Here is a 20,594-nt window from a genome sequence, read left to right as displayed (position 1 = left end):
GAGAAATACGGTCTTTGGACATTTCAGGTCTGTGTTTGACATTGACATTTTGCGATTCAAATGTTAAAAAATATATAGGGAAATAATTGCCCTTCTTTTTTTAAATATAAATTAGATATATCTAACATTTAAGGAGAGGCGATATATGGATGAAAATTCAGTGAAGTTCAACATAGGTTTTAAATATTCAGATGACGAAAAAAACACGTTGAACGGCGTTGACGGAAATATAGAAAAAGGCAGATGCATATGCTTCCATGGCGAGAGCGGCTGCAGGAAATCGACCTTACTCAGATGCATCAATCACCTTATTCCGGAATTTTATGAAGGCAAGTTTACAGGCATTGTCTGGGTTGGCGGGGAAGATATTTCAACGTGTTCCATCGGTGAGGTGAGCAAAAAGGTATCTTCGGTATTTCAGGATCCAAGAAGTCAGTTCTTTACGGTGAACAGCACAACGGGGGTAGCTTTCGGATTGGAAAACACCGGTCTGTCCCATGCTGAGATTGTTCGAAAGACGGATGAAGTTTTCAGAAGATTCGGGCTTCAAAAACTGCGCGATCGTTCTGTTTTCACGCTTTCGAGCGGCGAAAGACAGCTGATTGCCATCTTCTCGGCGATGGTTATGGATACGGATACGATTTTGCTTGACGAACCGGCGGCGAATCTTGACACGGGGCAATTAAGCAGCTTTCCCGACTGCTGATAGACATCAAGGGAACGGGAAAGATCCTTGTGATCAGTGAGCACAGACTCTATTTTCTGAAAGATCTGGCGGACGAATACCGGTATATGAAAAACGGAGAAATACGTCGCAAGTATAGTGCGGCGGAATTCAGCAGACTCTCAGAAAAAGAACTTGACGAACTTGGACTGAGAAGCACGGACCTCGATGGCATCGTTCCCCAAAGATCACAACAGAATAAAAACCATACGGCCGAAGATGCTTTCGAAATCAGAAGATTGTCCTTTGGATGCGATTCCGATAACACTATATTATCCGATGTCTCATACAAATGCGTACAGGCAGCGTCACCGGAGTGATCGGTTCTAACGGAAGCGAAAAAACAACATAAAAAGGATTCCAGCTTACGTGGAGATGTTAGTGGTTCCGATGATGTTCAGAGTTATCAGAATAGCAGAGTTTTTATCGGCTTCCGCGGAAACAAGGGGAATATCGCCGGAATGCAGAAAACATTCATAATATAGACTGCAAAATGACAGTTCGGGATTATGCTCTTATCATAATTCTCTCTGTCCTTATGGCGGTTTATCAAATTATAAAATAAAGCCTACTAATAAAAAGTCAAGCATTATTTTAAAAAATCAGGAGGCAGAAATGAAGGGATAAAAATAAGACTACCATGTTAATGCCGGTCAAAGAAAAGAGAGGGCTATAAAAGAGATTGATTCAGCAGAGCTTTGAGCAGCGATACATTCTTTGACTTTGCCGTAATAGATTCGCAGAAACTTGTTGGCTCCGGCTGTCATATAAACCAGATAAGAGCTTCCCTTCGGATTTCTTTTTCAGGACGTAATCGATCCATTTCTCACAGCCGTCAGAGCGTATGGGACTGCTGAACAGCTCATTTGCGCTCGTGTATTATCCATCGCTGAATGCTGACGCGGAAACGGCCACTTGCCAAGCGCATACTGAGCGATTTTCTTGGCATCGGCCGGATCAGACTTGACCTTATAATGGCCGGTTGTCTCCATGACGACCCGTGTTTCACCATCCAGGCTTCTGACATAAGAGACAAGTTCAGAAAGTTCTCTGACAGAGTGACGGACATGAAAAAGCTTATGCACGATTTCACCTGCGGGTCGTAGGACTGCAACCGTGCTCTTGCCTTTTGAAACATCAATGCCAACAGCGTTCAACATAGAAAAACACCTCCGAAGATAAATAATGCAGTGGGCCAAACATTCCTCACCGCTTATTCAATCTCCTGGGGGGTATCAAGCGAACACACGGGATGCGGTTCAACCTGCGTAAACCGAACAGCTGCGAATAAGTGGATAGTAGACAGGCTTTCCGACGGACGTAAAGTCCAAGAAGGAATCCGTCCGAACCAATGCCACTACATTCTAACAGCTTTAGCAATGAGAGGATCATATCCCAACTGGCTGGACTAGTATCTGGAATCTGCTCTATGAATTTGAACAGACTCATTTTCATCCTGAGAAGGAGTTGAAACAGCCGGGCATCACATTCAGGGATTATCTGATCGCATATAAAAAGCTCTGCAGTGGGAGTGGATTCTTTCGTGACAGAGAATACTGGCTTGAGCGGATAGACACCCTTCCGAAAGCCCCGGAGCTGCCTGTAAACAAAAGCGCTGTAACTGAAAATGTCAGATTCTCCCGTGAGAATATAAAGCTTTCAAGACCGCAATGGGATCACTTCTGTGAAGAAACTTGTGAATCAATATCGTTCGTTGGATATTACAATCTAGGCGGAAGACGGCAAACTCAAATTCAAAGCGCCTAAGGGGGCTCTTACTCCTGAGTTGAAAAAGCGGTTGTCCGAATCAAGGGAGAAACTCATAAAGGATCTCGACAGCATGGATGGTATTGTGGTCAATGAACTCACAGCCTTGCAAACGGCTTATGTGGTGGGCCGGCAAAACCGTTACGCCCTTGGTGATATAATCGCCAATTACTATGTCGAATATCAGGTTGAGAATCTTGATGTCAGGGCTTTGGAAAGGGCATTGAATGAAGTCATCAGAAAAAACGAATACTGAGGACGGTGATCCATGCCAATGGGACAGCAAAGGCTCTGGCTGAAAATCCGGGATATCACATAGAGATTGTTCCCGATGACGGCAGCAGGGACCTCAGAGAAGAAATGGTATCCCATACGTTTGAACTGGGGCAATGGCCGATGTTTGATATCAAAGTCAAAATGCTTGATGCGGACAGGGGAATTGTTCATATGGATATCGATTGTCTGATTCTGGACGGTTGGAGCATCAGGTCATTTCTGTCGCAGCTGTTTTCCGCTTATGTGGGCAAAGAGATATTGACCACCGATTATAGCTTCCGTCAGTATTTGGCGGATGAGCAGAAGTGGCTGAAAGAAAGGCAGTACTATAGCCTTGCGAGAAAGTACTGGGAGGAGCAGATCAACAAATTGCCTCCCGCACCGCATCTGCCAATGAAGACGCCGCTGACACAGATCAGAAAGCCTGAGTTTTCCAGAATGACTGATACTTTGGAGGATTAACTTAGTGCAATGCTTTGGAAGAAGATCAGAAGGTATGACCTTACACCTTCTCCGGTGCTTTGCACAGCCAGTCTCTCTCAATGGAGCGAAAACCAGGATATCACCCTTGATTTGACGATGTTTAACCGGCAGCCTGGGCATCCCGATGTGCGGCAGGCGCTGAGTGATTTCACAAATATTGCCCTGATCGGTTATAAACACAAGAAATGCTCTTTTCTGGCCCATGCTAAAAAGATCGGCCGTCAGCTGTGAAATGCCATTGAATAACGGAACTGCAACGTGATCAATATGCTGGGCATACTTGCCAAGAAATACGATGATGAGATTGCAGTGCCCTATGTTTTTACCAGTCTTATCGATATTGATAATGATATGGGTCACGAGATGCTGTCAAGGGCAGGATTTACCGAGATCTTTGCGCAGACAAGAACGCCGCAGGTGCTTCTTGATCACCAACTTTATTACAGCGGCGGGAAGCTTGTTCTCGGTATGGATTATGTCAAACAGGCTTTTGACGAGAAGATGCTGGAGCAGATGTCCAGTGATTACACTGAGCGGGTCAGAACCCTCACGGTGACGGACGATTGGGAGAAATTATGATAAGCAGAGAAAAGTCGATATTCCTTGACAGGATAAAGGGCGACCGTCCCGTCATTTTTTGCTTCCATCATGCCGGTGGAAATGCCAGGATGTTTGATCACTGGATCAATTCCAAAATGGTGGATGCCGTTCCCGTCGAACTTCCCGGACGCGGCATCAGACTGAAAGAACAACTTTCAAGCGATATTAAGTCGATCTGTCGGGAGACCGCAGCGTGTATCTCTCACGAGATCGGACAAGGTGAAAAATTTGTGGAGTTTTCACTTTTCGGCCATAGTCTCGGGGCAATTGTCGCCTTTGGTGTGGCCTGCATCCTGAGAAAAAAATATAATCTGCATCCCTGCTGTCTTCAGATATCGGGCAGACACGCACCCCAGGACGAAGACCCTTCGCCGTACAGAACAAGCATGGGCATAGTCCCTCTGATTGAGGAAATAAAGGGGCTTGGCCATACGCCGTCCGAACTTCTGGAGAATCAGGAATTTCTGGATTTTATCATGCCGACCATATTCAGTGATTACGCGCTCAGCGAAAGCTTTGTGTATGAGAATCAGATGTTGGATATACCGATCTATGCGTATTCGGGCAGTAAGGACAGGGATGCAGATGTTGAGGTCATGCAACGTTGGGAGGAGGTGACTTCAAAGAAATTCAGAATAAGACAGTTTGATGGTGATCATTTTTATCTTTTTGATCAAAAAAACAATGTAGCCGATCAAGTGGTGGAGGATATGCTCCGCTGCTGCAAAGATCTAAAAAAAACCGATCCCCCGCATGCCGGCCGAAATGGTATGTGAAACGGGAACAATATAAAGAATATGATAAAGGAAGAGATTAAAATGTCAGAAACAAAAAGATATAAACTCATAACCGAACAGCAGCTTCTCCGCGGTATGATGAGAAAAGGACTCCTGCGCGAATTGCCTGGCCATGTTCAAGATACATGGAGAGATAGATACTGCAGGGCTGGAAGCGGCCGTTCAAAAGACCATTGATAACGATCCTGCCCTTCGCCCGGTCTTTGAAACAGACGAAAGCGGTGACGTTTATCAGCATCTTGGCGGCGGGTATAACTATATCCTTGATCTTCGCGATATAGCATCCGCCGAAGACCCGCAGAAAGAACCGGCGAAGCAGATGTTCACTATGATCGACAACCGCACGCATTCTGACGGCAGCTTTATGTTCAATTTTACCCTGTTCCGAACGGCGGTACAGGAATACCTTTTCGTCTCAACCACATCATCAGCGACGGAACGTCCAACAGCATCATCGTTAAAAAGATCATAGCCAATTACAACGGTATCGACAACAAGAAAGGGAAACACACATATATTGATTATATTGAGGAGTCTCTCGCGCTCGCCGAAAGCGGAGCGCTTCAAGCCCAGAGAAGATACTGGGAAAAGGAATGCGAAGGTTATGAAGACGAGGTGGTTTTCCCAACAGGCGAGCGCAAGAAATACGCCGCAAAGATCCTCCAGAAGATAGAGACAGCGTCTGTTCGCGAAATCGCTTCAAAGTTTTCCGTCAGTACGGCTTCGGTTAACCTTTTCCTTTGTCATCTGGCGTATTCTGCAGCCCTGAATCATCATGACATCGCTATCAATGTCGCGGAACAGAACCGTTCGAGAAAATACCGCCGAACGGTGGGGACTTTTGCCATAAGCCTTTTTCACCGCGTCAAGTTCACGGAAGATACCGGGCTTCATCGGGCGTTTGTGGATTCTTTTTCAAAACTCAACGAAAATTTTGATCATTCCAGAGTCATTGCCCCAAAAAACGCCGTTCATTTTCTCCTACGAAAATTTATCGGCAAGGGCAGCGAGGGAATGAAATAGGGCGAAGCCCCCATTGAAAGCTATATGGGCACCCCTGAAGCCAAAGTGTGGAATATTTTCAATATGCTGATTTTTGAAGGGAAGGATGAAATCATCTACAAAGTGGGCTATGGTGAAGAAGTATTCGATGAGCGGATGATCCGCAGATTTAAGGCGTATTTTGCACTTGGGATGGAAGTTCTGCTCGGCGAGGATATGACCTATGGGCAGCTGACAAAAAAAGTAAGATAAAAGGAAAAGTGAAAATGGAAGAACTGATGTCACAGCTCTGGATGGAGGAACTTGAACTTGATCTAGTGCCGAAAGCGGATGATTCGGTTTTTGACTTCGGCGGAAATTCCATAACCGCAAAATATATTTGTCAAGATCTTGAAGAAGAGCTTGGCTTTACCATCAGCATCGCTGATTTTTATATCAGCGATAGATTTGCGGATATCGTTGCCGCAGCAGTAAAAAACAGGAGGCGTCAAGGTGATAAAACGAGGCGTGGGCAAGTGGTTCTCGCACGATAAATACAACGAAAATGCAAAGAGCAATCTTTTCTGCTTTGTTTTCGCAGGGGGCAGCCCCACATTTTTTCCTCATGGAAAAATGTTTTTTCCAACGAGATCAATGTTTTGCCTGTCATTTATCCTTTCCGCGAAAAGAGAATGGGCGAGCCGATGCCCGAGACCGTTGACGAGTTTGTCCGTATGTTTATAAACGAAAACAGGAAGATGCTCTCCGCAAAACCGTGGGGAGTATGGGGACATTGTTCGGGCGCGCTCATTGGATTCGAGACGGCATACGCACTGAAAGACGGCGGGAATCCTGCATCGTTTTTTATCGTCAGCGGCTGTGAAATCCCGGCATCGGCACTGGGCAGACGGATGCTCTCCTCTGATTTTTCACAGATAACCGATGAGGATATCCTGAACGGCCTGCTGCTTTTTGATCTTGTAGATGCGGAACTGGTAAAGGATGAAGATTTCAAGAAGTGTTTTTTCCCATATACAGAGCCGATTTGGAAATCTTCAGGAATTATATTTATGACGGCAATAAAAAAATGGAGATCCCTGCGCTGGTGATGAACGGAACGGAAGATAAAATGGTCTCCGCAGAATGCTTGAAAAAATGGCGGGAATATATTGGCGGCCGCATCGAATTTGCGGAATTCAGCGGCAAACATTATTTCATCAACGATCATATCGAAGAAATCAACCGCGCGATCTCGGCGTTTATCTTAAAGAACACATGACATCATTTGGCGAAAAAGCGATGCTCTTTTCAGTTTTTGACGCACAGGATATCACAGACGACGACCTGGCGTTCATGGGCTCGAAGATACCGAAATACCGCGCAGAAAAAGCAGAAAGGTGTCGTCGGCGTGCCGATCGGATAAACTGCGTCACGGCGTATTTCCTGGTGGGGTATGTTCTGAAAAAATATTTTTCGGCAACGCTTCCCGAGAGCCCGGTTTTCAATAAGTATGGAAAACCCATGCTTGAAGATCCCCGAATCGATTTTAGCATCTCGCATTGTTATGATGCGGTCTGTTGCGGCGTGACCACATTCGGGAGTATTGGTGTGGATGCGGAAATGAAAGTCTTGCATTTTGAGGACCTGGCTGATCACGTCTTATCTAAAAACGAGCAAGCATTATACCGCATTCATCCTGGCCCCGGCGCGTTTTTCACCGAGGCCTGGACAAAAAAAGAAGCCTATCTGAAAATGCTCGGAACAGGCATCAGAGACGATCTGTTCCTGATAGATACGACGGCATTTGATGCTGAAGGCGCTGAGCCTTATGTCACAACACAATGGCATAAAAATGTCTGCATCAGTACTTGTGCATATAAAGAAGTTGTCACGAAAGCAATAAGCATTGCAGAACTTATCAATTCGTTCTGATCCAAAACCAAGAGGTGCCAAAGGGCAGAAAGGATGCTCTCAGAGGACTGAAAATAAAAATGAAATTCATCGTTCGGGATGCCCGCAGCAAAAGCAGCACCGAAAAAAAGAGATATTCTCCGCCTTATCGTATGGATTTGAAAGGAGCCGGTTCTTTGCATCAGCTCCTTTTATGGTTATGTTAACTTCAAAGAGTTTTTCTCGTTTATTGCATAAATGCTTCTCGTCTGACACCGTGCTTTTTGCCCCTGCCAGTGGATAATGTTATGGAAGTGCAAATATTGCCCCAAACATAGGCACATGTTTTACCGGGAGAAAAACGAGTCATTGGCAAGATACTGAGAAAACGATGCGAATGGAGGGGTGTTGAAATTTATGGGTATTTGAAAGAGAAAAGCAGCACGATGCCGGATGAAACGTTGGGCGAATTGTGTTTACACGCTTGACGTGTTAGTTAAGAGCGGAAACTTTGTCCGTCAGATACAATCACGCGTTTGATGCGTGGATGGTTTTGATGCTTGAATTCGTTCTCACAATGGCAAAAAATTGACGGGTGCTGTCAGTGATTTCGTGCTATACTAAAGAAAAGCCGCATGAATTTTTGAGAAAGTTTGAGGAAGAAGGAAAAGCGAATGGCCAATCACGATAAGGGGAAGCCCTGGGGGCGGGCCGTGCTCCGGCGGGGAGATATTACAGCATTGAGGATTTCCTGCATTGTCAATGCGGCGAATACTACCCTTCTGGGCGGCGGTGGCGTGGACGGCGCCATTCATCGGGCGGCCGGTCCCCGACTCAAAGCCGCCTGCGCAAAAATCGGCGGTTGTGCCACCGGGCAGGCGGTGATCACCCGGGGATACCGTCTCAATGCGGACTATGTGATTCACACCGTGGGTCCGATTTACAGCAATGACGAGCGGGACGCGCCGCTGCTCGCCGCGTGCTATGCGAACAGCCTCGATTTGGCGGCGGCCAATGGCATCGAGGAAATCGCGTTCCCGGCGATTTCCTGCGGTGCTTACGGTTATCCGATCGAGAAAGCGGTGCCCATTGCCGTGGAGACGGTGCGCGCCTGGTTTCGGACACATCCGGAGGTGCCGATGCGGGTGTTTTTCGTTGCGATGACCGCGGCGATTGACGAGGCGTATCGGGAGTATCTTGACGCGCATCCCTTTTAAAGACCGAGACGCCTGAGCGCGTTTCGGACAAAAGCGACGGCATGGGCCAAATCGGCCGCGTCCGGATGATTGCGGGACGACAACTGTCTTGCGTAGCCGGCGTCGTCGAGATAAAGTCGATGATCCTTCGGCAGGGTGCGGCGGTATTCGGTGCGGGCTTCGGGAATTTTGCCTCGGCACAAAAAAATGCCCTGACACCGGTTGTCGGCATCGACGGCTCGCCGCACGTTTTCGCGGACACGCTCGCCGTGGGACCCCTCGGGGTGACCACCCATGGTGCCGATGGCCAAAAACGGCTGGCGGCGATATAATTGCAGGACCTTTTGGCTGTTGGGATCCAGCGTGGCGTGCCAGCACCAAAAGCAAAGCAAGCAGAGGTCGGCTTCAGGATGAGCGGCCGGCGAGCGGCTGTCGCAGACGATAACCGTGTATGCCGGGGACAAGGCTTCCCGGATGGCATCGGCGACTTGCCGGGTGTTGCCGGTGACCGAAGAGATATAAAGCGCGATGACAGACATGGATTTCCTTTCCGAGTTGATGGCTGAATGCAATTCCGTGGGACGGCATCAAACAGTAAAACGATCATGAGGAGCGAAAATGACAGAGAAGACGATTAAACGCATTGTGTGCTACGGGGACTCGAACACCTTTGGTTTCGATCCCCGGGACGGCGGCCGCTACGATCGCGGGCACCGCTGGCCCGAGGTGATGCAGGATCTTCTGGGCGACGGCTTTGAGGTGATCAACGCCGGCTTTAACGGGCGAACCATTGCCACGGTGATTTATCCGAATTATTACGGCAGCGGCAAAGATTTTTTTACCACCAGCATGACAGGCCGCGCGCCGGTGGACCTGCTGATTTTAATGCTGGGCAGCAACGATTGCATTCGCTCAGACAGTCCGGAACAAATCGCCGCGCATATGGAGACGCTGATCCAAAGGGCACTGGCCGGCCCGTGGTGGCGGAAGGGGCCGCGGATTTTGCTGGCGGCGCCGATTGAAGTGGCCGGTGGCCGGGCCCCAGCGGAGCCTTTTTTGCAGGCCTATTCCGACACGGTGACTGAAGCCACCCTTAACGATTATTATTGCAAGAGCCGGGCGCTAATTCCGATGTATCGCGCGCTGGCGAAAAAATACGGATCGGCGTTCATCGAGGCGGGGCTTTATGCACACGCCGGCCGTGTCGATCATGTGCACTTCACGCCGGAAAGTCACGTGTGCCTCGGGCAGGCGATGGCGAAAAAGGTTGAGGCCATTTTCAATACATAAACCGAAGCGGTGATGCGCTGCAGAGTCACCACCTGATGCCATGATTATAGCATGTCTGGCTCAGGTGGATTTTTATTTTTTTGATTGCGGTGCGACGGTTGACCGTGATGACGTCGTTGGGGTATGATAATAAAACATAAAACAAAAATTAAGAGTCGGAGAAAAAAAGTGGATCGGCATCAACAAGAAATGGAAAAAATCCTGATGATCCGCGGAAGAGAAAATACTTTCGCGAATGAACTGGGCATCAAGACCGTCTCCCTGATCGAGGGCAAGGCGCGGGCAGAATTAGCCATTACGGATAAAATTAAAAACCTCAACGGATCGGTGCACGGCGGATGCATTTATACCCTGGCCGATAATGTCGGCGGAACGGTATCCTCGGCCGACGGTTATCGCGTGGTGACCCTTTCGGGAAGCCTGGATTTTCTGCGTCCGGCCATGAACTGCGAGAAACTGATTGGCACGGCGGAAATTGTCAAGAACGGGAAGAAAATCGTCGTGGTTGAGGTGAGAATCAGCGATGAGCACGATCGCCTGATCGCAATGGGCGTTTTCGATTATTCGAAAATGCAGTGGCGCTACGACGACGAAAAGCATGCGAAAAAATGAATCGGCATCCCCGAAAACGGGTGCGGCTTGTGCAAAAGGAGGCGTATCATGCAGAGACAATCGCAGAAAACCCTGCATCATATGGTGGAAGATCACCGCGTTTTTTCTGCGCGCCTGGCCGGGGAAGGTGCGCTGGTGGGCGTGGCGGCCGGCCTGGTAGCGGTGGCCTACCGTCGGGCCATGGATTGGTCCCTGGCCTTCCACATGGCCATGCTGCACCATATGCACAGCTGGTGGGCAGCGTCCGTCTTTTTTTTATTGCTCGCAGGGATGGCAATGGTGGTGGCCAGGCTTATACGCTGGGAACCCTGGATCAGCGGTTCCGGGATTTCGGAGGTCAGCGGCGAACTGCGGGGCTATTTTGATATGTGCTGGTGGCGGGTGCTCGTCGCTAAGTTGGCAGGTAGTCTGTTGGGGATCGTCGGGGGGTTATCCCTGGGGCGCGAAGGACCGTCGGTGCAGCTGGGCGCCATGGCGGGCAAGGGATTTTCCCGGACGTTTCGCCGGGACGAACTTGAAGAGCGTTATCTGGTAACCTGCGGTGCGAGTGCCGGCCTATCGGCGGCATTTAACTGCCCGCTGTCCGGGGTGATGTTTGCCCTTGAAACATTTTATAAAGATTATTCGCTGAACATGCTGTTTTCGGTGATGACGTCGGCCGTCGTCGCCGACTTTGTCTCAAAGGTTTTCTTTGGGATGAATCCGGTGTTTCGCATTCCGCTTCAGGGGATGCTGGGGCTGTCTGAAGGGTGGCTGGTTTTGCTGCTGGGGATTTTTTGCGGGCTGACGGGGGCGCTTTTCCATCAATGTTTAAAGGGGAGCGGTCGTTTTTACAGTCGTCTGCGCCGGCTGCCGCGGGAATATCATCCGGTGATCCCATTTTTATTGGCTGGCATGATCGGTTTTGTTTTGCCCGAAGTGCTTGGCGATGGTCATGTCATGCTCGAAGATCTTGGTGCCGGAGCCTTTGGCTTCCGGATGATCGTGATGCTCTTTACCGTTAAATTTTTATTTTCCATGCTTTGTTTTTCCTCGGGCGCGCCGGGCGGTTCCCTGGCGCCGATGATGGTGCTCGGCGGCTTTGTCGGCGGCATTTACGGGCATTTGGCGGCTATGCATTTCGGCGTGGATCCCCAGCTGATCAACAACTTTGTGATTCTGGCAATGGCCGGCTACTTTGCGGCGATTGTGCGGACGCCCTTGACCGCGGTGGTTTTGGCCAGCGAGCTGACGGGCAGCCTCAATCATTTAATTTATATCGGATTAGTGGTGATCATTTCGGAACTGACAGCAGCGCTCATCAAAACCGAGCCGTTGTTTGAAGCGGGGCTGGGCCGGCTCATCGCGAAGCCGCGGTCAGACGAGCACCGCACATCAGAGGGGCAGAGCAAGGTATTGGTGATGGCCAGCATCAGTTTGGGGTCGGTGCTCGACCAGGCGGCCATCGCCTCGGTGGCCTGGCCGCCCGGCAGTCTTGTGGTCAGCGTTCAGCGGGGTAACCGGGAGCTGACACCCAATGGCGATACCGTGCTGGTCGCAGGGGATCGTCTGGTTTTAATCTGCGATCAGGATCAGCGGGTCCCGACGGCAGAAGCGCTCAAAGCGATGGCCGGGGAGCCGGCGGGGATTTGAAAATAAAAAGACAATGGCCTTGACAGTCGGTTTTCAGCCGGCCGCCAAGGCCATTTTTGATTATACGTTTTTAAGCGCGAAAAAGGAAACGGATTTAGCGTTTAATATGGGATACACCCAGTGCGCTGAGAAGCGCCATCGCTAAGCACAGGAACATGGGAACATAATAGGTTCCACTTGCGGTGGCAAGTGCTGTAAGAATGAAGCCGATAATAGTTCCGCCAAGATTGCCAAATACTAAGACAAAGCCGGATGCCTCCGTTGCAATGCTGGGATGGCCAAGTTCAGGAGGGATGGCCCAAAAAGGTCCCATGACCATGGAAACTGCTGCATACGCGATGATGATCGCGATAGCCATTAGAGTGCCGCCAGAGAAAGTAACAATGAGCAAACTGGCTACGATGATAAGATTTCCGATGCACACAATTTGCCAGCGGCTGCCTTTGAATATTTTATCAGAGATGAGACCTCCCAGTGGGGAACCAAGGATGGATGTGAAGAAAGTAATACTGGTCACAGTATTTGCAAGTGCCACAGCAGTGCCTTTTTCAAGGAGCAGTCCGTTAACGAATGCTGGGAATCCGTAAACATTGGCCCCTGTAACAAAGCCGCAGACAACTGCCCACCAGAGATAACGTTGATGTTTGAGATCCGTCATGGTTTTAGGAAGAGACTCAATATCAGCTTTTGGTGTTGATTCGTTTTCCTTTGGCAGCATTTCGGCAATGGTGAGATGACCGGGATAGATTTGTTCTACTTCTTTAGCAAAGAAAAAGTAGAGGATGACGATCACAGCGCTTGGAATTGCGGCGAGAAGACTTGCTCCCATCTGCCAACTGATTCCGGTTGCCATTAATTTGGGGGCAAAGAAGGTGTCAATTGAAAAGGCCACACCGAGAATACCGAGGAGAATTCCCGAGGCGATACCGCGTTCTCGGATAGGGAACCAATACACATTTATGGTTGTGATGGCACCACAGATCAGCCCGCCGGAAAGCCCTTCGATAGCACAGCAAACGGCATATCCCACATAGGATTTGCCGAGCACAATGATCAGTAAAGCACCGATGATGTTTACAATAATGGCGAAGCAAATGCCCTTCTTTAGTCCAAGCTTCCCAGATATTTTAGCTCCGAGACTTCCCGTGATTGCGAACATGCCCAAGATGATGGTTCCGCATAAGGAAATGAGCATTGCAGAAACACCAAAGTCTTTTGCAATATAAGCGCCGAAGACAGTCGGGATTTGGACTGTCAAAAAGAACTGTCCGTAGGCAAGAATGTTTAGCAAAAGCATTACCCACCGGAATGAAGGGGCCTTTTTTAAAACCATTTGGTCATTCATAGAATTATCCTCCAATCATTTAAAATATGCTGCATTTGTGTTTTTGTACATTGGCCGCCCTTTATATTCATTAGGATAGCATTGGAATCACCGCTTGTCTTTATTTGGTTTGGATAAATGGCATTGCAACAATTTGTCGTTTTTGTCCAATGTTGATTGAAGTGAAAAAACGTTATCATGATATTGTCTATTTTTGACATATGCGAATAGATTAGTAACTTATATAATGAAATACGGAAAAGGGATACATATTGAAAATCACAATGAAGGCCCAACTGTCTGTTGGGTGTAAGACCACTACACTTTTATATTTATAGGAGGAGCAAGTAAAAATGGATAAAAAAATAGCAGTTGTCACTGGCGGTTCCGAAGGAATCGGACAGGCCATTGCCAAACGATTTGCCGAGGCGGGTTACGCCGTTGTGATCGCAAGCCGCAGAGAAAAAGTCGGCAGAGAAACGGAAGCTGAGCTTCAAAAACGGACAGATGCCATGTGGATGCAATGCGACGTTTCCTCCGATGAAGACTGCAGAGCGGTGGCGCTTGCAGCCAAGAAAAAATACGGCCGCATTGACGTGCTGGTCAACGATGCCGGCGTGGTGGGAAAGCGCGAAGATTTTTTTGAACTCGATGTCAAAGATATCCGCAAGACGATGGATATCAATGTGATGGGCACCATTCAGATGATGAAGCATTGCGCGGCGGTCATGAAGGAACAAAAGAAGGGCGTCATTGTTAATATCGGTTCGATCTGTGGCATTTTAGTCAATACGGAATCCATTGCCTACCACGCATCCAAGGGCGCCATTCGCATGGTGACCCAGCGCGCAGCCTATGAACTCGCGCAATACGGGATCCGGGTTTTGTCGGTGGCGCCGGGGTGGGTCGCAACCCAAATGGCCCTTTCCGTTATGAAAGCCGATCCCGTGGCGGAAAAGCATGGCAAATCCCTTCACATGTCTAACAGAATTTTAACCCCCGAACAGATTGCCGGAACGGTTTATTTGTTGTCTCAGGATGAAGCGTCGGCAGTTAACGGCTCCACGATTATGGCAGACGATGGCTACGCCTCATTCAAGATATAAAAATAAGGTGAGATGGAGGTAAAGAACAGATGAAGATGTCGTATTGGAACAGATTTTGTCCGACGCTTTTCGGTGAAGGCGTCGCGGAATTGGCAGGGGAAAAAGCCAAAGAGCTCGGGATGTCGAAGATCATGGTCGTAACGGAAGCGGATTTGATCAAATTCCAAGTCGCGACGAAGGTGATCGATTGCCTGAAAGCGGCCGGTTACGACCCTGTTGTTTTTGATTGCTGCAAGGCGGATGCGCCTTCGGATATTTGTGATGAAGGGGCAAAAGTGGCCGTTCAAAACGCGGTGGATGGCATCGTGGCGGTCGGCGGCGGCTCCAGTCTGGACACAGCCAAAGCCATTGGGATCGTCGTGAGCATGGGCGGGACAACCATTTGCGATTATTATCAAACCTCCTGCAAGGATCACAAAATCAAACTGATTTGCATTGCAACCACGGCGGGGACAGGCTCTGAAAATTCGCAATACGCCGTTATCGGCGATTCAAAGACAGGGGTTAAGCAGGTGCCCGAGTATTCGCCGGATTTGGCCATTGTGGATCCCGTGATGACCTACACCCTCCCTAAAAGCCAAACGGCATCGACGGGGATGGACGCGCTGGCCCATTGCGCCGAAGCCATTACATCCAAAAATTGGAATCCCTATGTGTATACCATTGGCGCTGCAGGCATTCGCATCGCTATGAAATACCTGCCCATCTCCGTTAAGGAACCGGACAATGCTCTGGCACGAGAAAAAATGGCTTTTGCCGCAAACCTCGGCGGGCTCGTGATTTTGGAATCGGGCTGCCAGATGGGGCACGCGTTCTCGCAGTCGTTCGGCGGGAAGTACCATGTGCCGCACGGATTGGGCTGTGCCTGGGGATTCCCGGGATCGATGGTTTATGCGGCACAATACGGGGATCGCGAATCGGCAGAAGTCGTGGCTGAGGCCATGGGCGTTTCTTTTGACGCACAAACGCCTGCAGAAACGCTTGCCAAACGCATGGGCGATAAAGCCATCGCACTGATGCAAGAGATCGGGATCCCGACACTTAAAGCGAGCGGCTATTCCCTCGAAGATGCTTTGAGCATTGCAGATGTGATGGCCAAGGACGCGGCCATTGCCAATGCGCCCGGCGAACACAATATGGATCAAATCAAAGCGTATATCACCTATACTTATGACGCGTACCAATAGGAGGTTGTGATATGACGGCAAAAATGAATTATATTAACGGGAAATGGGTTGCGGCGCAATCCGGAAAGACCCGGGATATCATCAATCCGGCGACGAGCGAAAAGCTGGCCGAGGTGGCCAACAGCGATGTTGCGGATGTGCAAAGTGCCATCGCTGCGGCAAAAGAATCGTTTTACGGGCCGGGAGAATGGCGCCGGGCATCGGCATCGTTTAGAAGTCAGAAACTTTTGGCGGTGGCGGATGAAATCGAAAAAATTTCCGACGAGCTGTGCAAACTGGAGTCCATGAATACGGGGATGACCTACAACAATGCCGTGGGAAACATTGGCATGGTGGTCGGCGTTTTCCGCTATTACGCAGGTTTGATTAATCAATCCGAGGGTCGAATCAATCCGCTGGATGCGTATCCTGGCATTCAATCGGTGACGGTGAAAGAGCCCATTGGCGTGGTTGGGATGATTGCGCCTTGGAATGTGCCCTGCCTGATGTTTTCCTGGAAGGCAGCGCCGGCATTGGCGGCCGGCAACAGCATTGTATTTAAACCGGCATCGCTGACACCGCTCACGGCTATTCGCGTGTTTGAGGTGCTCGATCAGGTCGGGTTTCCGAAAGGGGTTGTGAATTTGATCACAGGCCCGGGCGGCAGTGTAGGCGGCGAATTGGCCGCGAATATGGATGTGGATATGGTGACGATGACCGGATCCACGGCCGTGGGGCAGGACATTATCCGCGCCTCGGCCGGCAATGTCAAGCGTGTCGGCTTGGAGTTGGGCGGCAAATCGCCGATCATCGTTTATGACGATGCCAATATTGAAAATGCGGTCGAATGGGTCATGGAAACGGATTTCTCGAATCAGGGTGCGAATTGCTGCGCCGGCTCCCGCGTATTCGTCGCCGAAAAAATTCACGATGAATTTGTTAAAATCCTGATCGAAAAAACGAATAAAGTGACGGTGGGCATCGGCTTGGACAACCCGAACATCGGCGCGATTGTTTCCAAGGAGCAGCTGCAGACCATCATGCACTATATTGAACTGGGTAAGCAGGAAGGCGCGAAATGCCTGGCCGGCGGCTATCCATTGACCGATGGTATTTATGCGAAGGGCAACTTTGTCCGACCGACGGTTTTTGATGCATGCACGCCGGACATGGCGATTGTGAAGGAAGAAATCTTCGGGCCGGTGGTGACCATTCAAACGTTTAAGACGGAAGAAGAGGCGTTTAAGGAAGCCAACGACACTTGCTATGGTCTTGCCGGCGGCGTGTTCACAGAAAATTACAGCCGCGCCATTCGCGCAGCGGAAGAAATCCGTGCAGGCATTTTGTGGATCAATCATTACAACTGGGCGTATGCACAATGTCCCTGGGGCGGCTATAAAATGTCCGGTTCCGGGCGGGAGCTCGGCGAAGAAGGGCTCGATGAATTCCAGGAAACCAAGCAGATCAACGTGATGATGGATTCCTCCGCACCGGGCATGTGGTAAGAATAGCCGATTGTCAACGGCGTGTTAAAAATGGTATAAAGGGAAGGGCAGTGATGCTCTTCCCTGTTTTGGGTTGAGGAAGAGGGCCACTATTTCGAAATGTCTTTGCGGCGAAGGTATCTGGGAGGGAAATCATGAGCAAGGTAAAATCGGCAGACGATCTGGCGCAGATATTATTGGAATTGCTGGCCGAAAATCCGAGCATTCAAACGTTTATCGATCGCGTCACGGCGATTTTGGGCAATCCGGTCGCGATGGTGGACACGCGTTTTCGCGTGCTTTATGCGTCGGAGGAACTCGGGCTGCACAACCCGCTGTGGGACACGACCATGGCCGAGCACTATGTGTCGGAAGAGATCATCAGCGTCATGGAAAAAGAGGATGTGCTCGCGCGGTTTCAAAAGGATGCCGGCGCTTTTGAACTCGACCTTCCCGATGGCTTTCGGGGCATTCGGGTGCCGCTTTTTTATCGGGATGAATGCTGTGGGTTTATCGGGGTCTATAGTTATGTCCGGCCCTTTCGCGACACAGACGCTAAAGCGTTAGAGGTCGTCGCGAAGGGGTTGACGGTTTTGTATAATGCGGATCCCAATGTCCTGGGCCGGCTCAACGATTCCCGAGATGATCTTTTATTGGAACTGATTAAAAGCGGGTCACCCGAGATGGCTCAGATCATCATGCGGCGCAACAGCAGCCTGTCTTTTGGGGAGCAGAAAATTTTGGTGTGCCTGGCGCGGAGAATCGATGGGATGAGCGCCGAAAATGTCGCCTTCGGCCGGTTAAAGGATTTTTTGCGATACGGGATCTTTTATCATGTGAGCGCGGTTTACAACAACCGGCTGCTGCTGTTGTTTTCACTTGAGAAAGCGACAGAAGGCACCAGAAAAAGCATTTTAAAGGCCCTGCACGAATGCTGTGAAAAGTATGATTTAAATGCGGGCCTGAGCTTTGAATTCGATGAAGATACTTTTGTGCCGTTGGCCTATAAACAAGCTTTAAAGGCCGCGCTTTATGGCCAGTCGCGGGAAGAAACACGCCCGCGCTTGGCCTATTATGAGGATTACCTGCTCGACGATATAATGAATGCGACGCTGCGGGTTCACGGGGTCTCGTTTTATATGCATCCTGTGGTGACAAAGCTCATGCGCTACGATCAGACCTTTGGTACGAAATATATCGACACATTGCGCTGCTATCTCAACCATTTTTGCAATATGAAAGTGACCGCCCTTGACCTGGGCGTGCACTACAACACAATCAAATATCGCATTTCGATGATAGAAGAGATCAGCGGACGAGAACTCAAAGATAACGATGCTCTGTTGATGCGACTTCAATATTCACTGCGCGTTTACGATTTCGAGCAGGCACACAAAAAGATATGAGACGAGAAATGAAAGCTGAGCGACGAATCCATGATGGATTCTGAGCCTTTGGCTTTTATTTTTTTGTGAAAAATCGGCTCGGATTCACGGCATTCTCAAATCCTGAAAAAATTCGGGAGCGGAATTAACAGAAGTAGACAAAGACAGCAAAGCAGGATGTTGCTACAATCATATTAAATAAAACCATTGAGCAAATAAAATGGAGGCAATGATGGAAAATCAATATTTTTTGACAGAAGATCAACTGGACGTTCAGGCGTTGGCCAAAGAATTTGCCGATAAAACCGTGGCGGAAACTGTGACGGAGCTGGACCTGGCCCATGAATTTCCAATGAAAGAAGTGAAGCAGTGCGGGGAGCTTGGGTTTTTGGGCGTTTGCGTCCCAGAAGAATACGGCGGCGCAGGGCTGGATCATCTTTGCGATGTGTTGGTGATGGAGCAGCTGGCCAGGCATTCGTCCTCCCTCGCCTCGATCATTGATGCGCACGCGTCGCTTGGCAGCACGCCGATTCTCCTTGCCGGGACAGAGGCGCAAAAGCAAAAATATTTGGTGCCGGCGGCATCCGGCGAAAAGCTCAACGCCTTCGCATTGACGGAACCGCAATCCGGATCCGATGCGGGGCAGATCAAAACCAAAGCGGTTTTGGATGGCGATACGTGGGTGATTAACGGCTCGAAAGCGTTTATCACCAACAGCACCTATGCGGATACCTTTCTGGTGGCGTGCAAAACCGATCCGGAGGCGGTGGGCAGCCGGGGCATTTCGATCATCGTCGTGGAGCGGGACACGCCGGGTTTAACCATCGGCAAGCCGGAAGAAAAAATGAGCAATCACAGCTCTTATTCTTGTCCTTTGACATTCGACGACGTCCGCGTCCCCAAAGAGAATCTTCTGGGCGAACTGAACCGCGGCTTTCCGCTTTTTATGACCTGTGTGGATGAAGGCAGAATTGCCATTTCCGCAGTGGCCGTGGGCATGGCCCAGGGTGTTTTTGAACGGGCGATTCAATATTCCCAGGAGCGGGTGACTTTTGGCAAACCGATTTGCAAGAATCAGGCGATTTCCTTCAAGCTGGCCGAGATGGGGACAGAGATTGAAGCGGCCCGCACGCTGATGTACAACACGGCACGGCTGTGCGACGCCGGGCTTCCCTTTGCCAAGCAGGCCACGATGACGAAGATGTTCGCCTCGGAGATGTGTGTGCGCATCTGCGATATGGGGCTTCAGATTATGGGCGGCTATGGCCTGTGTGACGAATATCAGGTCGAGCGCTTCTATCGGGACGCCAAACTGCTGACCATTGGCGAAGGGACCTCAGAAATTTGCCGCATGGTCGTCGGCCGCCACCTTTTAAAAGAATATGCCATTCAATGAGTTTGCGGGAGGATGCGATGAGACGTTCATTTTATTACCTGAATGAATTTAAGGTGGGAGATCGCTTTACAACGCTATCGCGGACGGTGACAGAAACCGATGTGGTTTTATTTGCCGGCATCACCGGGGACAACAATCCCATCCACACGGACCGGACCTATGCCGAGGCCCTTCCTTTTGGAAGTCGGATCGCGCACGGCCTTCTCGGCGCCGGCATTGCCACCGGACTTTGGGGGAGAATGGGGCTTGTGGACGGATCGGCCATCGCAGCGCTTAGCACTGAATGGCAATTCGTCGGCGCGATTAAAATCGGCGACACCATTCACTGCGAAATTGAAGTGCTGGAGGCTAAACGCTCCAAATCGAAACCGGACCGCGGCATTTTAAACATCGGCTATCGCATTGTCAATCAGGATGATAAACTCTGCCAGACCGGCAGCATGGCGACCATGCTTTACTGGTGTGCGCTTGAGGAAGAGGCATAG

The 20,594-nt window shown here is 49.8% G+C and carries 26 protein-coding genes and 1 pseudogene; 24 read left to right on the top strand and 3 right to left on the bottom strand.

Annotated elements, in window-relative coordinates; all coding sequences use genetic code 11:
• Positions 1–145: 145 nt before the first annotated feature.
• Positions 146–706 (top strand): ABC transporter ATP-binding protein, encoded by a 561-nt coding sequence (locus V3C63_RS05570; RefSeq protein WP_329886821.1) that lies wholly within the window; start codon positions 146–148, stop codon positions 704–706.
• An 821-nt stretch (positions 707–1,527) separates the two neighbouring features.
• On the opposite strand, the gene V3C63_RS05565 is transcribed toward V3C63_RS05570, so the two are convergent.
• Positions 1,528–1,884 carry an IS110 family transposase gene (locus tag V3C63_RS05565; protein ID WP_425355355.1) on the bottom strand — a complete coding sequence of 119 codons (357 nt, stop codon included), beginning with the start codon at positions 1,882–1,884 and terminating at the stop codon, positions 1,528–1,530.
• A gap of 587 nt (positions 1,885–2,471) precedes the next feature.
• Here V3C63_RS05565 and V3C63_RS11785 point away from each other — a divergent pair.
• From V3C63_RS11785 to V3C63_RS05500, 14 genes and pseudogenes are all read left to right on the top strand, one after another.
• A pseudogene (locus V3C63_RS11785) lies at positions 2,472–2,540 on the top strand (TubC N-terminal docking domain-related protein); the annotation flags it as partial.
• Between the two features lie 24 nt (positions 2,541–2,564).
• Positions 2,565–2,747, top strand: a complete 183-nt coding sequence (locus V3C63_RS05560) for a hypothetical protein (RefSeq protein WP_329886820.1) — start codon at positions 2,565–2,567, stop codon at positions 2,745–2,747.
• A 5-nt stretch (positions 2,748–2,752) separates the two neighbouring features.
• Positions 2,753–3,229, top strand: coding sequence for a condensation domain-containing protein (locus V3C63_RS05555; protein WP_329886819.1), 477 nt, complete (start codon positions 2,753–2,755; stop codon positions 3,227–3,229).
• Positions 3,230–3,238: 9 nt separating this feature from the next.
• A complete protein-coding gene (locus V3C63_RS05550) occupies positions 3,239–3,481 on the top strand; it encodes a hypothetical protein (RefSeq protein ID WP_329886818.1) in 243 nt (80 codons plus the stop codon).
• A 27-nt stretch (positions 3,482–3,508) separates the two neighbouring features.
• Entirely contained in the window at positions 3,509–3,829 is a 321-nt protein-coding gene (locus tag V3C63_RS05545) for a condensation domain-containing protein (RefSeq protein ID WP_329886817.1), read from the top strand.
• Positions 3,826–4,626 carry a thioesterase II family protein gene (locus V3C63_RS05540; RefSeq protein ID WP_329886816.1) on the top strand — a complete coding sequence of 267 codons (801 nt, stop codon included), beginning with the start codon at positions 3,826–3,828 and terminating at the stop codon, positions 4,624–4,626. Before V3C63_RS05545 ends, V3C63_RS05540 begins: the two co-directional genes overlap by 4 nt.
• A 133-nt stretch (positions 4,627–4,759) precedes the next feature.
• Positions 4,760–5,119, top strand: coding sequence for a hypothetical protein (locus tag V3C63_RS05535; RefSeq protein ID WP_329886815.1), 360 nt, complete (start codon positions 4,760–4,762; stop codon positions 5,117–5,119).
• A complete protein-coding gene (locus V3C63_RS05530; RefSeq protein WP_329886878.1) occupies positions 5,050–5,670 on the top strand; it encodes a condensation domain-containing protein in 621 nt (206 codons plus the stop codon). Before V3C63_RS05535 ends, V3C63_RS05530 begins: the two co-directional genes overlap by 70 nt.
• Before the next feature lie 24 nt (positions 5,671–5,694).
• Positions 5,695–5,901 (top strand): hypothetical protein, encoded by a 207-nt coding sequence (locus tag V3C63_RS05525; protein WP_329886814.1) that lies wholly within the window; start codon positions 5,695–5,697, stop codon positions 5,899–5,901.
• Positions 5,902–5,915: 14 nt separating this feature from the next.
• The gene (locus V3C63_RS05520; protein ID WP_329886813.1) at positions 5,916–6,182 is read left to right on the top strand and encodes an acyl carrier protein; all 267 of its coding nucleotides are present in this window, start codon (positions 5,916–5,918) and stop codon (positions 6,180–6,182) included.
• Positions 6,183–6,737, top strand: a complete 555-nt coding sequence (locus V3C63_RS05515; protein ID WP_425355356.1) for a thioesterase II family protein — start codon at positions 6,183–6,185, stop codon at positions 6,735–6,737.
• Complete coding sequence (locus V3C63_RS05510; RefSeq protein ID WP_329886811.1) at positions 6,737–6,907, top strand: hypothetical protein; 171 nt, start codon at positions 6,737–6,739, stop codon at positions 6,905–6,907. The genes V3C63_RS05515 and V3C63_RS05510 overlap by 1 nt, the downstream gene beginning before the upstream one ends.
• Complete coding sequence (locus V3C63_RS05505; RefSeq protein ID WP_329886810.1) at positions 6,904–7,560, top strand: 4'-phosphopantetheinyl transferase family protein; 657 nt, start codon at positions 6,904–6,906, stop codon at positions 7,558–7,560. The genes V3C63_RS05510 and V3C63_RS05505 overlap by 4 nt, the downstream gene beginning before the upstream one ends.
• A 632-nt stretch (positions 7,561–8,192) precedes the next feature.
• On the top strand, positions 8,193–8,735 hold the full coding sequence (locus tag V3C63_RS05500; RefSeq protein ID WP_329886809.1) for an O-acetyl-ADP-ribose deacetylase: 543 nt from the start codon (positions 8,193–8,195) through the stop codon (positions 8,733–8,735).
• On the opposite strand, the gene V3C63_RS05495 is transcribed toward V3C63_RS05500, so the two are convergent.
• A complete protein-coding gene (locus V3C63_RS05495) occupies positions 8,732–9,253 on the bottom strand; it encodes a flavodoxin family protein (protein WP_329886808.1) in 522 nt (173 codons plus the stop codon). The two genes, V3C63_RS05500 and V3C63_RS05495, sit on opposite strands and share 4 nt — an antisense overlap.
• A gap of 79 nt (positions 9,254–9,332) precedes the next feature.
• On the opposite strand from V3C63_RS05495, the gene V3C63_RS05490 reads away from it, so the two are divergent.
• The 3 genes from V3C63_RS05490 (at position 9,333) to V3C63_RS05480 (ending at position 12,248) form a co-directional block, all read left to right on the top strand.
• Positions 9,333–10,004 carry a GDSL-type esterase/lipase family protein gene (locus V3C63_RS05490; RefSeq protein ID WP_329886807.1) on the top strand — a complete coding sequence of 224 codons (672 nt, stop codon included), beginning with the start codon at positions 9,333–9,335 and terminating at the stop codon, positions 10,002–10,004.
• 168 nt (positions 10,005–10,172) lie between these two features.
• The gene (locus V3C63_RS05485) at positions 10,173–10,616 is read left to right on the top strand and encodes a PaaI family thioesterase (protein WP_329886806.1); all 444 of its coding nucleotides are present in this window, start codon (positions 10,173–10,175) and stop codon (positions 10,614–10,616) included.
• A 48-nt stretch (positions 10,617–10,664) separates the two neighbouring features.
• Positions 10,665–12,248 (top strand): ClC family H(+)/Cl(-) exchange transporter, encoded by a 1,584-nt coding sequence (locus V3C63_RS05480; RefSeq protein ID WP_329886805.1) that lies wholly within the window; start codon positions 10,665–10,667, stop codon positions 12,246–12,248.
• Between the two features lie 94 nt (positions 12,249–12,342).
• Here the strand turns inward: V3C63_RS05480 and V3C63_RS05475 are convergent, their stop codons facing one another.
• Positions 12,343–13,593 carry an MFS transporter gene (locus V3C63_RS05475; protein ID WP_329886804.1) on the bottom strand — a complete coding sequence of 417 codons (1,251 nt, stop codon included), beginning with the start codon at positions 13,591–13,593 and terminating at the stop codon, positions 12,343–12,345.
• Between the two features lie 332 nt (positions 13,594–13,925).
• On the opposite strand from V3C63_RS05475, the gene V3C63_RS05470 reads away from it, so the two are divergent.
• From V3C63_RS05470 to V3C63_RS05445, 6 genes are all read left to right on the top strand, one after another.
• Positions 13,926–14,678, top strand: coding sequence for an SDR family NAD(P)-dependent oxidoreductase (locus V3C63_RS05470; protein ID WP_329886803.1), 753 nt, complete (start codon positions 13,926–13,928; stop codon positions 14,676–14,678).
• 29 nt (positions 14,679–14,707) lie between these two features.
• The gene (locus V3C63_RS05465; protein ID WP_329886802.1) at positions 14,708–15,865 is read left to right on the top strand and encodes an iron-containing alcohol dehydrogenase; all 1,158 of its coding nucleotides are present in this window, start codon (positions 14,708–14,710) and stop codon (positions 15,863–15,865) included.
• Between the two features lie 11 nt (positions 15,866–15,876).
• On the top strand, positions 15,877–17,349 hold the full coding sequence (locus tag V3C63_RS05460; protein ID WP_329886801.1) for an aldehyde dehydrogenase family protein: 1,473 nt from the start codon (positions 15,877–15,879) through the stop codon (positions 17,347–17,349).
• A gap of 134 nt (positions 17,350–17,483) precedes the next feature.
• Positions 17,484–18,734 carry a PucR family transcriptional regulator gene (locus V3C63_RS05455; protein WP_329886800.1) on the top strand — a complete coding sequence of 417 codons (1,251 nt, stop codon included), beginning with the start codon at positions 17,484–17,486 and terminating at the stop codon, positions 18,732–18,734.
• A 211-nt stretch (positions 18,735–18,945) separates the two neighbouring features.
• Positions 18,946–20,109 carry an acyl-CoA dehydrogenase family protein gene (locus V3C63_RS05450; RefSeq protein ID WP_329886799.1) on the top strand — a complete coding sequence of 388 codons (1,164 nt, stop codon included), beginning with the start codon at positions 18,946–18,948 and terminating at the stop codon, positions 20,107–20,109.
• A 17-nt stretch (positions 20,110–20,126) separates the two neighbouring features.
• Positions 20,127–20,594 carry a MaoC/PaaZ C-terminal domain-containing protein gene (locus V3C63_RS05445; protein ID WP_329886798.1) on the top strand — a complete coding sequence of 156 codons (468 nt, stop codon included), beginning with the start codon at positions 20,127–20,129 and terminating at the stop codon, positions 20,592–20,594.

The sequence above is a fragment of the Pseudoramibacter faecis genome (genome assembly GCF_036289405.1).
Taxonomy (GTDB): Bacteria; Bacillota; Clostridia; order Eubacteriales; family Eubacteriaceae; genus Pseudoramibacter; species Pseudoramibacter faecis.
This window is presented reverse-complemented; position numbering and strand designations above follow the sequence as displayed.

Coding starts and splice junctions, on each gene's coding strand:
- V3C63_RS05475 (WP_329886804.1), bottom strand. CDS start 13,593: ATGAATGACCAAATGGTTTTAAAAAAGGCCCCTTCATTCCGGTGGGTA.
- V3C63_RS05550 (WP_329886818.1), top strand. CDS start 3,239: ATGCTTTGGAAGAAGATCAGAAGGTATGACCTTACACCTTCTCCGGTG.
- V3C63_RS05465 (WP_329886802.1), top strand. CDS start 14,708: ATGAAGATGTCGTATTGGAACAGATTTTGTCCGACGCTTTTCGGTGAA.
- V3C63_RS05560 (WP_329886820.1), top strand. CDS start 2,565: ATGGATGGTATTGTGGTCAATGAACTCACAGCCTTGCAAACGGCTTAT.
- V3C63_RS05520 (WP_329886813.1), top strand. CDS start 5,916: ATGGAAGAACTGATGTCACAGCTCTGGATGGAGGAACTTGAACTTGAT.
- V3C63_RS05495 (WP_329886808.1), bottom strand. CDS start 9,253: ATGTCTGTCATCGCGCTTTATATCTCTTCGGTCACCGGCAACACCCGG.
- V3C63_RS05510 (WP_329886811.1), top strand. CDS start 6,737: ATGAACGGAACGGAAGATAAAATGGTCTCCGCAGAATGCTTGAAAAAA.
- V3C63_RS05500 (WP_329886809.1), top strand. CDS start 8,193: ATGGCCAATCACGATAAGGGGAAGCCCTGGGGGCGGGCCGTGCTCCGG.
- V3C63_RS05455 (WP_329886800.1), top strand. CDS start 17,484: ATGAGCAAGGTAAAATCGGCAGACGATCTGGCGCAGATATTATTGGAA.
- V3C63_RS05540 (WP_329886816.1), top strand. CDS start 3,826: ATGATAAGCAGAGAAAAGTCGATATTCCTTGACAGGATAAAGGGCGAC.
- V3C63_RS05470 (WP_329886803.1), top strand. CDS start 13,926: ATGGATAAAAAAATAGCAGTTGTCACTGGCGGTTCCGAAGGAATCGGA.
- V3C63_RS05490 (WP_329886807.1), top strand. CDS start 9,333: ATGACAGAGAAGACGATTAAACGCATTGTGTGCTACGGGGACTCGAAC.
- V3C63_RS05445 (WP_329886798.1), top strand. CDS start 20,127: ATGAGACGTTCATTTTATTACCTGAATGAATTTAAGGTGGGAGATCGC.
- V3C63_RS05505 (WP_329886810.1), top strand. CDS start 6,904: ATGACATCATTTGGCGAAAAAGCGATGCTCTTTTCAGTTTTTGACGCA.
- V3C63_RS05525 (WP_329886814.1), top strand. CDS start 5,695: ATGGGCACCCCTGAAGCCAAAGTGTGGAATATTTTCAATATGCTGATT.
- V3C63_RS05565 (WP_425355355.1), bottom strand. CDS start 1,884: ATGTTGAACGCTGTTGGCATTGATGTTTCAAAAGGCAAGAGCACGGTT.
- V3C63_RS05535 (WP_329886815.1), top strand. CDS start 4,760: ATGTTCAAGATACATGGAGAGATAGATACTGCAGGGCTGGAAGCGGCC.
- V3C63_RS05570 (WP_329886821.1), top strand. CDS start 146: ATGGATGAAAATTCAGTGAAGTTCAACATAGGTTTTAAATATTCAGAT.
- V3C63_RS05460 (WP_329886801.1), top strand. CDS start 15,877: ATGACGGCAAAAATGAATTATATTAACGGGAAATGGGTTGCGGCGCAA.
- V3C63_RS05450 (WP_329886799.1), top strand. CDS start 18,946: ATGGAAAATCAATATTTTTTGACAGAAGATCAACTGGACGTTCAGGCG.
- V3C63_RS05480 (WP_329886805.1), top strand. CDS start 10,665: ATGCAGAGACAATCGCAGAAAACCCTGCATCATATGGTGGAAGATCAC.